The organism is Gordonia pseudamarae, from assembly GCF_025273675.1.
Classification (GTDB): domain Bacteria; phylum Actinomycetota; class Actinomycetes; order Mycobacteriales; family Mycobacteriaceae; genus Gordonia; species Gordonia pseudamarae.
Map to the genome: position 1 here is coordinate 3,241,728 of NZ_CP045809.1, position 11,820 is coordinate 3,253,547.

Consider the following 11,820-nt stretch of genomic DNA (forward strand, 5'->3'; position numbering starts at 1 on the left):
TCACACACCTTCCTTGCCGCCGGTGGCCCCTGCGAGAACCGCTGTGCTGCCGGAGGGATGATTGTCGCCGCCCGATGCGGCGGATTCTGCTGTGTCCGCCGACCCACCGGGGGCGGCGGTGTAGGACTGGCTTGCCTCGGCGAGGCGACCTTTGGCGCGATGTTCGATGAAGGTCATCGCGATCAGCACCAGGATGGCCACGAACATCAACAATGTCGCGGCGGCGTATGCGCCGAACTCGTTGTAATCGTCGGTATAGCGCGAGTGCACCAGCAATGTGAGGGTCTGCGATACGCCCGGGAAGTTGGACGAGACCATGGTGACCGCGCCGTACTCGCCGAGCGAGCGGGCGATGGTGAGCACGACGCCGTAGGTCAGGCCCCACCGGATCGCCGGCAGTGTGATGCGGTAGAAGGTCTGCCAGGCGTTGGCGCCGAGGGTGGCGGCGGCCTGTTCCTGTTCGGTGCCGATCTCCCGCAGCACCGGCTCCACCTCACGCACCACGAACGGCAGGGTCACGAAGATGGTGGCCAGGACCAGACCGGGGAAACCGAAGATAATGCGGAATCCGAGACTTTCGATGCCGCCGAACCAGCCGCCGTGTCCCCACAGCAGGATCAGCGCGACGCCGACGACGACCGGTGACACCGCGAACGGCAGGTCCACCACCGCCTGCAGGAACCCCTTTCCGGGGAACTTGCCGCGAACCAGCGCCAGCGCGGTGGCGATGCCGAAGACCACGTTCAGCGGCACCACGATGGCGACGATGATCAGGCTCAGCTGCAGAGCCGAGATGGCGGCGGGTGTGGTGATCCAGTCCCAGAACTGGCCGAAACCGTGTTCGAAGGAGCGCCAGAAGATCAGCGACACCGGGACGACGAGTAGCACGAACAGGTAGGCGAGTGCCACCGATCGCAGGCTCAGGCGGACCCAGGGTGTGATTTTCACTGGTCCTTCTCCTCTCGGACCGACTGCCGCCTGCCGACGATCCGCAGGACGAGCAGTGCGATGAACGCGATGACCAGCAGGACCACCGAGATGGCGGCGGCGTTCACCGGCTCGTCGACCTCGATCTGTTGCTGGATGTACTGGGATGCCACCTGGGTTTCGCCGGGGATGTTGCCGCCGATGAGCACGACCGACCCGAATTCACCGATGGCGCGGGTGAACGCGAGGCCTGCACCGGTGAGGATCGACGGCAGCAACGCCGGCAGCACGATCTTGGTGAAGGTGGTGACGTTGCTGGCCCCGAGTACCGCCGCCGCTTCCTCGACGTCCCTGTCGAGTTCGAGCAGCACCGGCTGCACCTGGCGCACCACGAACGGCAGCGTGACGAATGTCAGAGCGATGACCAGCGCGGGCTGGGTGGCGTTGAGTTGAATGTCGATCGGGCTGTTGGGACCGTACAGCGAGAGCAGCACGAGGCTGGCGACGATCGTCGGCAGCGCGAACGGCAGGTCGATGATGGCGTTGACGAACGCTTTACCGGGGAACTCGTCGCGCACCAGCACCCAGGCGATGAGGGTGCCGAAGACGACGTTGATCAGTGCGACGATCAGTGACACCCACACGGTGATCCGCAGCGCGTCGATCGCGGCGTCGTCGGTGATGGCGTCCCAGAACCCGCTCCAGCCGTTGTCGAACGACTGGACGGTGATCGCGGCCAGCGGCAACAGCACGATGATACTCAGCCACAGCCATGCGACGCCGATCTGGACGGGCGAGACGCCGCTGAAGGTGCGGGATCTGCCGAGGAATCCACCCGGCGCCCCCGCCCCGGCGGGCTTGTCCCCGGAGGGTTTGTGGTCGGTTGCGGTACTCACAGTCGCCCTCCGGAGTTGTAGATCTTGGTGATAGCGCCCTTGGAGCCGAAGAGCGCGCCGTCGACCGCTTTCCAGCCGGTCAGGTCTTTACCGTCGTTCTTGTCTGCGGTGCCCACGCCGAGGACCTCGCCGAGCTCGTCGATGGTCCACAGCTTCTCGATCGTGCCGGGGAACTGGCCTGCGGTCTCAGTGATGATCTCGGGCACGACCGGGCGGAATCCCTGCTTGGCCCATAGCCGCTGCGCCTCGGAGGTGAACAGGAAGTCCACGAACGCCCTGGCCGCGGGTTTGTGGTCGGAGGTGTTCACCACGGCCACCGGGTTCTCGATCTTGAACGTCTGCGGCGGCAGCACGTAGTCGACCTGCTGATTCTTCGACGATGTCGCGTTCTGCCGTTCGAGCATGATCGCCTCGTTCTCGTAGCTGATCAGCACATCACCCTGCCCCTGTTCGAAGGCGGTGGTGGCTTCGCGGCCCGACTTGGGCACCACGGTGACGTGATCGCGGATCAGTTCGCTGACGTAGTCGAGTCCGGCCTGAACGTTCTGGCCGCCGTTGCTCTTCGCCGCGAACGGGGCGAGCAGGTTCCATTTTGCCGATCCCGAGCTGCCGGGATTGGGGGTGACCACCTGGACACCGGGCTTGAGCAGGTCGTCCCAGTCCTTGATGTTCTTGGGGTTGCCCTTGCGCACCACCAGCGCGACGACCGAACCGAACGGTGTCGACCTATTGGGCGCCTGGTCCTGCCAGTCCTTGTCGACGACGCCCTCTTTCACCAGACGCGTGATGTCGGGTTCGACCGAGAAGTTGACGACGTCGGCGGGGACACGGCGAGCCACTTTGCGCGACTGGTCGCCCGAGGCACCGTACGACTGGGAGAAGCCGACGTCGCGGCCCTCATCGGTTTCCCGGAAGGCGGGGATGATCAGGTCGAACCCGGCTTTCGGGACGGCGTAGGCAACGAGGTTGACGTGCTGGCTGCCGCTGGAGATGTCCTCTCCGCCGGGTTCGTCGGTCGATCCGCCGCCGCACGCGGTGACGGTGCCGGCCGCGCAGAGCGCGACCAGTCCGGTCACCATGGCACGCCATGACCTGGCCCTTCTGTTCATTGCTCTCCTCACCGGCGGTCGGATCCCCTGTCAGGACCCCGAATGACTGATGCCGATACAAGCTAGCAATGGCAGGGCACCTCGAGGCGCCTTGCAATCACGCTGATCCGAACCCCCCTGAGCTGCGGTGTCAGCGGGTGATCAGCCAGGCGATGAGCACCAGCACAAGGAGGGCGAGCAACGCCATCGTCACACGTGAACGGATCATCGCTACAGCCCAGTCCCATCGTCGTCGAGAAACCGCCGCCGGTCGACCAGACCGGACACCGCCCCGACCAGCAGATTCAGCAGCACGGCAGCCCCTACGGCCAACGGCACCACCACCGCGAGGGTCACCAGCAGCTGCGGCACGAACGCCAATCCGGTCAGCCACTCCTCGACGCCGTCCCACCAGTCCAGGAAGGCCGCCACGTCATCTCACCTCGTCGGTCCGCCTGCGGGCGGAGGTTTCATTCATCCTGATTGCATTACCCCGGCCTCCGAAACGGCGCACCGGGCCGACGCCCATCCTACGTCCACCGCTTCCGGCGCCCGCGCGATGAGCTGTGGATCGTCGGGCACGTCATCCCCACGCCCGATCCTGCTCCGCGTTCACGACACCGCGAGCCCGCGTCGCCTCAGCAGCGGATCGATACCCGGGGCGCGGCCGATCAGTTCCCGGTGCGCGGCAAGCGGATCGACGCTGTCTCCGCGCGACAGCGTCGACTCGGCGAACCGGCGGCCGTTCTCACGCGAGAGTCCGCCTTCGGCGAGGAACCACTGTTCGGTCTCGGCGTCGAGGATCTCCGACCAGATGTACGAGTAATAGCCTGCCGAGTAGCCGCCGCCGAAGATGTGGTTGAAGTAGGCGGTGCGATACCTGGGCGGGATCAGATCGGTGGCCAGAGCGGCCTTCTCCAGCGCCGCCCGCTCGAATTCTTCGACGTCGGTGACGGCTTCGGCCTGCTCCGCACTCAGCCGGTGCCACTCCAGGTCCAGGACGGCCGCCGCCAGGTATTCGACGGTGCCGTGCGCGGATTCGGTGGTGGCCGCATCCCGCGCGGCCTGCGCCAGGTCGGCGGGAATCGGCTCACCGGTGCTGTAGTGGCGGGCGTAGTTTGCCAGCACGTCGGGGTGCAGCGCCCACATCTCGTTGACCTGCGAAGGGAATTCGACGAAATCACGCGGCACCGACGTGCCCGACTGCGAGGGATACTCCACCGACGACAGCAAACCGTGCAGCGTATGCCCGAACTCATGGAACAGCGTGGTCAGCTGGTCGGTCGAGAGCAGGCACGGTTCGCCCGCATCGGGCTTGGTCAAGTTCAGCACGTTGACGATGATCGGTGTGCTGCGCAGCGCCGTGGACTGGTCGACGATGCTGTTCATCCACGCCCCGCCGCGTTTGGACGGACGGGCGTAGAAGTCACCAAGATACAGTCCGATACCGGCGCCGGTGTCGTCGCGGACCTCCCACACCCGCACATCGGGATGGTAGCCGTGCAGGTCCGGGCGCGGGGTGAACTCGAGGCCGTACAGCCTGCCCGCGGCATGGAACACACCGTCGTCGAGCACTCGATCGAGTTCGCAGTACTCGGTGAACGCGCTCAGGTCGACCGGGGCCTGCGCCGTGCGCTCGCGGGTGAGCCAATATGTGACGTCGGCCGGTCCGATGGCGCCGCCCGCGAGCTCGGCGAGCCGGTCCAGCTCGGCCGTACCCGCGCGCATCGCCGACGCCGCCAGCTCGGCCAGCAGGTTCTCGACGGCCGCCGGATCGGGTGCGGTCTCCTCGGCGATCACATAGTCGGCATGTGTGCGGTAGCCGAGTAGTTCGGCACGTCGTGCCCGCAACCGAACGATCTCCAGCACGATATCCCGGGTGTCGAAGTCGTTGCCGCGCAGGCATCGCCGCACCGAGGCATCGAAAACCCGTTGCCGCACAGCCGGATCGGTGAGCGAGGTGAGCACCGACTGACTGGTCGGAAGTTGCAGCGCCAGCAGGTACTTGCCGTCGTGTCCGGCGTCGGCGGCCGCCCGGGCGGCCGCGGTGATCTGACCGACCGACAACCCGTCGAGATCGGCGGCGTCGTCGACGAGGACGGCCGAATCGTTGGTGTCATCGAGTAGCAGTTGCGAGAACGTGGTGGTCAGATATGCCAGCCGCGAGGAGATCTCCCGCATCTGCGCCTGCCCGTCGGCGGACAGTCCCGCGCCCGAGCGCACCATGCCGCGATATTGCTTGTCGAGCAGGCGGCGTTGCGGCTCGGTCAGTCCGAGGTCGTCGGCACGCTCGTGCAGCGACGAGATCCGCGCGAACAGTTCGGGGTTCATCGCGATCGTGTTGGCGTGATCGGTGAGTGCGGTCGACAGGTGCTGGGCGATCTCGTTGCGCCGTGGGTTGGTGTCGGGTCCGATGAGGTTGAAGAAGATCCCGCTCGCGCGCGCCAGGTCCCGGCCGCACAACTCCAGCGCCTCGGCGGTGTTGGCGAAGGTGACCGGCTCCGTATTCGCCGCGATCTTGTCCACCTCGGCGAGCCGGGTGGCCATGGCCTCGGTGAACGCGGGCAGGAAGTCGTCGTCGGAGATCGACGCGAAATCTGGCAGACCATGCGGCAGCTTCGACTGCGCGAGAACGGGATTCATCTCATTTACCCTTCGGCTTGTCCCCGGACTGATCGGTCGAGAGCGCGGCGACGAACGCCTCCTGCGGCACGTCGACGCGGCCGATGGTCTTCATCCGCTTCTTGCCCTCCTTCTGCTTCTCCAGCAGCTTGCGCTTACGCGAGATATCGCCGCCGTAGCATTTGGCGAGGACGTCCTTGCGGATGGCCCGGATATTCTCGCGCGCGATGATCTTCGATCCGATCGCCGCCTGGATGGGCACCTCGAACTGCTGCCGAGGGATGAGTTCTTTGAGTTTGAGCGCCATCTTGTTGCCGTAGGTGTAGGCGGCGTCCTTATGCACGATCGCGCTGAACGCGTCGACGGCCTCACCCTGCAGCAGGATGTCGACCTTCACCAGGTCGGCCTCCTGCTCACCGGCCTCCTCGTAGTCGAGGCTGGCGTAGCCGCGGGTGCGTGACTTGAGGGCGTCGAAGAAGTCGAAGATGATCTCGGCCAGCGGCATCGTGTACCGCATCTCCACCCGCGTCTCGGACAGATAGTCCATACCGCCGAGGTCGCCGCGCCGGGATTGGCACAACTCCATGATGGCGCCGATGAACTCGCTCGGCGCGATGATCGTCATCTTCACGACCGGTTCGAAGATGGTGCGCGACTTGCCTTCCGGCCAGTCCGACGGGTTGGTGACGATGTGCTCGGCACCGTCGTCCATGACCACCCGGTACACCACGTTGGGCGCGGTGGAGATCAGGTTGAGATCGAATTCGCGTTCGAGGCGTTCGCGGGTGATCTCCATGTGCAGCAGCCCGAGGAAGCCGCACCGGAAACCGAAGCCCAGCGCCACCGAGGTCTCGGGTTCGTAGGTGAGCGCGGCATCGTTGAGCTGCAGTTTGTCCAGGGCCTCGCGCAGCACCGGATAGTCCGATCCGTCGACCGGGTACAGGCCCGAGTACACCATCGGGCGGGGCTCACGATAGCCGGTGAGCGCTTGGGCGGCGCCGTGACGGGCAGTGGTGACCGTGTCGCCGACCTTCGACTGGCGCACGTCCTTCACGCCGGTGATGAGATAGCCCACCTCGCCGACACCGAGCCCCTTCGACGGCTTCGGTTCGGGCGAGACGATACCCACCTCAAGCAACTCGTGGGTGGCGCCGGTCGACATCATCGCGATCTTCTCGCGCGGCACGATCTTGCCGTCGACCACCCGCACGTACGTGACCACACCGCGGTAGGTGTCATACACCGAGTCGAAGATCATCGCCCGCGCCGGCGCGTCCGGGTCGCCCTCCGGCGGCGGCACCAGCCGGATCACCTCGTCGAGCAGTTCGGCCACACCCACACCGGTCTTGCCCGACACCCGCAGGACGTCCTCGGGTTCGCAGCCGATGATGTGCGCGATCTCCCCGGCGTACCGGTCGGGATCGGCGGCGGGTAGATCGATCTTGTTGAGCACCGGGATAATGGTGAGGTCGTTGTCCATCGCCAGGTACAGGTTGGCCAGGGTCTGTGCCTCGATGCCCTGAGCGGCGTCGACGAGCAGCACGGCCCCCTCGCACGCCTCCAGTGCCCGGCTCACCTCGTAGGTGAAGTCGACGTGGCCGGGGGTGTCGATGAGGTGGATGACGTAGTCCTGGTCGTCCACCTTCCACGGCAACCGCACATTCTGCGCCTTGATGGTGATGCCACGCTCGCGTTCGATGTCCATCCGGTCCAGGTACTGCGCGCGCATCGCACGCTCCTCCACCACGCCGGTGAGCTGCAGCATCCGGTCGGCCAGCGTCGACTTGCCGTGGTCGATGTGGGCGATGATGCAGAAGTTCCGGATCAGTGATGGGTCGGTGAAGGTGGTGTCGGCGAAGTTGGGAATCTCTACTGCTCCTTCGGCGGGTGCCACGTACTGGCACAGGTCACCGTCCAGTTTCCCACACCCGCTCGATAGGGTCGCCGCATGACCGAACCCGTACCCTAGGCACCACCACCGGCCGGGCATCATCGGCCGACGGCCCGTCAGTGGACCCTGGTGGGCGCGATCGTGGCGTTCGGGGCCGGATTCGTGCTGTATCGCTGGTTCAGGCACGACGGCGACCTCGGTCGATCGGCGGCGCTGTACGTGGGCATCCCCTCGTCCTCGCCGTCATCCTGGCGCTGTCGGCGCCACCGAAGCGAGCGACCGGCACCGCGTTGAGGGTGACGACGCTGCTTCTGCTGTTGTCGGTACCGGTGCTGGGCGAGGGCGCGATCTGTGTGCTGCTGGCCGCGCCGCTGTTCTATTTCTTCGTCTTCACCGGCGCCAAGTCGGTGGAGGCGTGGCGTGAGGGCGATCGACCGCCGGGTGCCGGGTTGTTCGTGGCCCCGGTGCTGTTGGGGATGCTGGCTTTGGAGGGCACCACACCGCACCCGTCGACCTGCTGATCGCGTGGGCACTGCTGTGGTCATTGATCCCGGTGCTCATGGCCAGGTGGATTCCGCTACCGTATCTGGTGACAGGGCCGGTGCTCCTGGACGTGTACGGGATGGCGCGGCTCGATCCGATCGTCCCACTGGCCGCCGACTGGTGGTGGGGCGAACTGCTGGCGATAGCCGTCTGCCTGCTGCCGGGTGTGCTGTTGGCCGAACTCACCGTCCGACGTCGTGCGCTACGGGTCCGGGTCGCGTTGCAGGTGATGCTGTTCACTTCGGTGCTGTTCGTCGCGGTGCCGGTTCTGACGATGACGGCAACGCGGCACGCGCCGGCGTTCCGCGTGGCGGGTGACCGGCGTGTGCACGTCGGTGGCCCGGTCGACATGATCCTCATCCAGATCGGCGCGGTGATCACGCTGATCGCGTTGGCCGCGGTGATCGAGTTCTATTGTGCCGGCGGCACGCCGTGGCCGTGGGATCCGCCGGAGCAGTTGGTCACCAGCGGCCCGTACGCATACCTGGCGAACCCCATGCAGGTCTGCGGTGTGTTGTTGATCGCGTTGACCGCCGCCGAGGATCATCCCGGGGCGCTGCGCCGGATCCGGTACGAGCACGATTCGCCGTCGTACGCGCTTGACGGGATTCGCGCCGTCGGCGCTGTGATGACCCATCTGAACCTGGCATGGGCAATCGTGGGATGGCTGATCTCGGCGCCCGTCATCGCCCAGTTCCTGCAACTTCTCATCGACGCCTCCGGAGGCGCTCCCCGAGACCTGCCGACATAGCCCGCGGACGCGGCGGTGCGTCGCGCGACGAAACACGCCGGTACCGATGCCCGCCACGGGTACGTTCGACACCATGCCACGCTCCCTCCCATACCCGTTGCGGACCCTCGGCGAGGGACTCGAGGACCTCGACCGCCGACTGTTCGACGCCGTCGCCGAGTCACCGAGCCCCCTGCTCGACCTCACCATGCGCCCGCTGTCCGCGGCCGCGGATCACTCCAAGCTGTGGATGTTGATCGGCGCGGGCCTGGGATCGTCGGGAAGTCTGTCGATGCGGCGCGGCGCGGCGCGCGGCCTGGTGACTCTCGGGGTCACCAGCCTGGTGGTCAATCAGGGGTTCAAACGGCTCTACCCGCGTACCCGTCCCCTGTCCACGGGTGTGCCGCTCTCGCGGCTACGACGCCAGCCGACATCCAACTCCTTCCCGTCGGGCCATTCCGCCAGCGCGGCCGCGTTCGCGATCGGCGTCGGCCTGGAGAACCGGACGGCCGGCTATCTGTTGGCCGGTCTGGCCGGCGCGGTCGGGCTCTCCCGTGTCGCGACGGGCGCGCACTTTCCCGGTGATGTGCTGGCCGGGTTCACGCTGGGCGCGGGCATCGCGGTCGCGGGTGCGCGGGTGATCCCGGCGGTCGAGGACAGCCGGGCCCTCATCGCGGAGCCGAGCGTCGAGAACCTGCGACCCGATCCGGACGGCGCCGGGCTCGTCGTCGTGCTCAATCCGGCGTCCGGCGACGGGTCGGGCGCGCGGGTCGCAGACGAGTTGCGGGACAGTCTTCCGGCGGCCGAGATCGTGGAACTCGACGACGATTCAGATATCGACGCGATCGCCGCCGACGCCGCCGCCCGCGCCGACTTCCTCGGCGTCGCGGGCGGCGATGGCACGGTCGCCGCCGTCGCCCGGCACGCGATCGCGGCGGACAAGCCGCTGGCGGTCTTCCCTGCGGGAACGTTCAACCACTTCGCGAAGGACATCGATGCGGTGAACGTCGCCTCCAGCATCGAATCGTTTCAGGCCGGCCGGGTGGCGCGTGTCGACGTGGTGTGGCTCAATGACGAGACACTGCTGCTCAACACGGCCAGCATCGGCGCATACCCGGATTTCGTGCGCGCACGTTCGCGCTACCAGCGCCGGCGCATCGAACGACCCACGGCGACCATGCACGCGGTGCTCAAGGTGCTGCGCGACTCGTCGCCGGTGCGGGTGCGCATCGAGGGCCGCCCGGTCACGGTCTCGTACTTCTTTCTGGGCAATTCCGTCTACGGTGCCCCGAGCTTCCTTCCCGGCAGGCGGACCCGTCTCGACGACGGTGTGCTCGACGTCCGCTACCTCGAGGTCGGGCACCGCAACGCGACCACACGGCTGCTCGCATCGTGGCTCGGCGGCCGGCTCCGGAACTCCACGATCTACCGCGAGTTGCAGGCACCGGTGGTGACCATCGAATCCGACGAACCCTTCCGCGTCGCGCACGACGGTGAAGCGGGCAACCTGCATACGCGTGCGCGCTTCCGCGTCGGCTATCGCGAGCTGCGGGTGTTCGGAACCTCGGTCGTGTAAAGCCACGTAACCGCATGATCAGCGTTTTGTGTCGCCTGGCGCTACAAGACGCGGAGTCTTGGATCGGTGAGGGCGGCGAGGGACTGGTGGATGGAGTCGGGGACGTAGGTGGGGCGTTCAATGAGGTCGGCCCACGTGAAGTTGAGTACCGTCCAACCTGCGGCGATCAGTGCGTTCCGACGAGTTCTGTCGCGCTGAAAGGCTCGCGCACCGCCATGACTGGCCATGCCGTCGATCTCGACGGCAAGCATTTCCTCCAGGAACGCGACATCGACGCAGTAGCCGGCGGTCGGATGATTGGCCACCCACCCTCGAATCCGCGCCCGGCGCAGCAGCACGGCCACCACACGTTCGGCCGCCGACCGCGCGCCGTCTCCGACACCTTCCAGAAGCCGAACCATCTCGGGGTGGTTCCATCTCAACCGAAAACTCCGCGATTTGTCGCGCCAGGCGACACAAAGCGCTGAGTATGCGATGGCTTAACGTGGGCACATGAGTGTGGTGGCGGATGTGGTGCGGCCCAATGGGGCGGTGCGGGGGGTTGTGGTGTTGGCGCATGGCGCGGGTGGGAACCGGGATGCGGCCATCCTGCGCGCGTACGCCGACGCGCTGTGCGCGCGGGGGCTGGTGGTGGCGCGGATCGATATGCCGTATCGGCAGCAGCGACCGAAAGGTCCGCCGAGTCCGTCGAAGGCCGCGGCCGACCGGGACGGGATCCGGGAGGCGTGTGCACAGTTCCGCGGCGAATCGGACGGACCGCTGATCGTGGGCGGACACTCGTACGGCGGACGGCAGGCATCGATGCTTGTCGCCGAGGATCCCGGCGTCGCCGACGGGTTGCTGTTGTCGTCGTATCCGCTGCATCCGCCGGGCAAACCGGAACGGATGCGCACCGAGCACCTGCCTGATATCACGGTGCCGACGGTGATCGTGCACGGCTCCCGAGACCCGTTCGCCACCACCACCGAACTCGCCGGCGCGATCGCGCTGTTCACCGCGCCGGTGCGCGTTGTGGAGGTCACCGCACCGCACGACCTCAAACCGGACAAGACCGGAGTCTCCGGGCTCGCCGCCAAAGCCGTCGACACCTTGTTCTTCGACCGAAAGGCCCTTCAGTGAGTCCCGCTCCGCGCAGCCGCCGCACCGCCGACCTCGCGCGCGTCATCAGCTACACCCCCGAACTCGACGGCGACGCCGACCCCGGTGAGATCGTGTGGACATGGGTTCCCTACGAGGACGACCCGAACCAGGGCAAGGACCGTCCGGTACTCGTGGTGGGCCGCGACCTTCGCGACAACGATCCCGACAATGTGCTCGGGCTGATGCTGTCGAGCAAAGGCCACCGCCGCGACGACGAGCACTGGCTGGCCATCGGCACCGGCGAGTGGGATGCCGAACACCGCGACAGCTACATCCGACTCGACCGGGTACTGGTCATCGACGACAACGGAATCCGTCGCGAAGGAGCCATCCTGGACGAGCGTCACTTCACTGCGATTGCCGCCGAACTACGAACCCACTACGACTGGCGCTGAGTCGTCCACTGG

At 66.6% G+C, this 11,820-nt stretch carries 12 protein-coding genes; 5 read left to right on the forward strand and 7 right to left on the reverse strand.

Annotated features, from left to right (window positions below):
* From cysW to lepA, 6 genes are all read right to left on the reverse strand, one after another.
* Window positions 1–948: a sulfate ABC transporter permease subunit CysW gene (gene cysW, locus GII31_RS14290; protein ID WP_213244092.1), complete on the reverse strand. Its 948-nt coding sequence runs from the start codon at window positions 946–948 to the stop codon at window positions 1–3.
* Complete coding sequence (gene cysT, locus GII31_RS14295; protein ID WP_213244095.1) at window positions 945–1,823, reverse strand: sulfate ABC transporter permease subunit CysT; 879 nt, start codon at window positions 1,821–1,823, stop codon at window positions 945–947. The genes cysW and cysT overlap by 4 nt, the downstream gene beginning before the upstream one ends.
* Window positions 1,820–2,902 (reverse strand): sulfate ABC transporter substrate-binding protein, encoded by a 1,083-nt coding sequence (locus GII31_RS14300; RefSeq protein WP_213250420.1) that lies wholly within the window; start codon window positions 2,900–2,902, stop codon window positions 1,820–1,822. Before GII31_RS14300 ends, cysT begins: the two co-directional genes overlap by 4 nt.
* Window positions 2,903–3,142: 240 nt before the next feature.
* A complete protein-coding gene (locus GII31_RS14305) occupies window positions 3,143–3,343 on the reverse strand; it encodes a hypothetical protein (RefSeq protein WP_213244097.1) in 201 nt (66 codons plus the stop codon).
* Window positions 3,344–3,523: 180 nt separating this feature from the next.
* Window positions 3,524–5,554: a M3 family metallopeptidase gene (locus tag GII31_RS14310; RefSeq protein WP_213244099.1), complete on the reverse strand. Its 2,031-nt coding sequence runs from the start codon at window positions 5,552–5,554 to the stop codon at window positions 3,524–3,526.
* Between the two features lies 1 nt (window position 5,555).
* Window positions 5,556–7,523 (reverse strand): translation elongation factor 4, encoded by a 1,968-nt coding sequence (lepA, locus tag GII31_RS14315; RefSeq protein ID WP_407649983.1) that lies wholly within the window; start codon window positions 7,521–7,523, stop codon window positions 5,556–5,558.
* 197 nt (window positions 7,524–7,720) lie between these two features.
* Here lepA and GII31_RS14320 point away from each other — a divergent pair, with 197 nt between their 5' ends.
* From GII31_RS14320 to GII31_RS14330, 3 genes are all read left to right on the forward strand, one after another.
* A complete protein-coding gene (locus tag GII31_RS14320) occupies window positions 7,721–7,945 on the forward strand; it encodes a hypothetical protein (RefSeq protein ID WP_213244101.1) in 225 nt (74 codons plus the stop codon).
* A gap of 68 nt (window positions 7,946–8,013) precedes the next feature.
* The gene (locus GII31_RS14325; RefSeq protein ID WP_260840000.1) at window positions 8,014–8,718 is read left to right on the forward strand and encodes a hypothetical protein; all 705 of its coding nucleotides are present in this window, start codon (window positions 8,014–8,016) and stop codon (window positions 8,716–8,718) included.
* A 46-nt stretch (window positions 8,719–8,764) separates the two neighbouring features.
* Window positions 8,765–10,273: a bifunctional phosphatase PAP2/diacylglycerol kinase family protein gene (locus GII31_RS14330; protein ID WP_407649821.1), complete on the forward strand. Its 1,509-nt coding sequence runs from the start codon at window positions 8,765–8,767 to the stop codon at window positions 10,271–10,273.
* A 41-nt stretch (window positions 10,274–10,314) separates the two neighbouring features.
* Here the strand turns inward: GII31_RS14330 and GII31_RS14335 are convergent, their stop codons facing one another.
* Entirely contained in the window at window positions 10,315–10,674 is a 360-nt protein-coding gene (locus tag GII31_RS14335) for an endonuclease domain-containing protein (protein WP_213244107.1), read from the reverse strand.
* Window positions 10,675–10,765: 91 nt separating this feature from the next.
* On the opposite strand from GII31_RS14335, the gene GII31_RS14340 reads away from it, so the two are divergent.
* On the forward strand, window positions 10,766–11,392 hold the full coding sequence (locus tag GII31_RS14340; RefSeq protein WP_213244108.1) for an alpha/beta hydrolase family protein: 627 nt from the start codon (window positions 10,766–10,768) through the stop codon (window positions 11,390–11,392).
* A complete protein-coding gene (locus tag GII31_RS14345; RefSeq protein WP_213244109.1) occupies window positions 11,389–11,808 on the forward strand; it encodes a type II toxin-antitoxin system PemK/MazF family toxin in 420 nt (139 codons plus the stop codon). Before GII31_RS14340 ends, GII31_RS14345 begins: the two co-directional genes overlap by 4 nt.
* Window positions 11,809–11,820 lie beyond the last annotated feature (12 nt).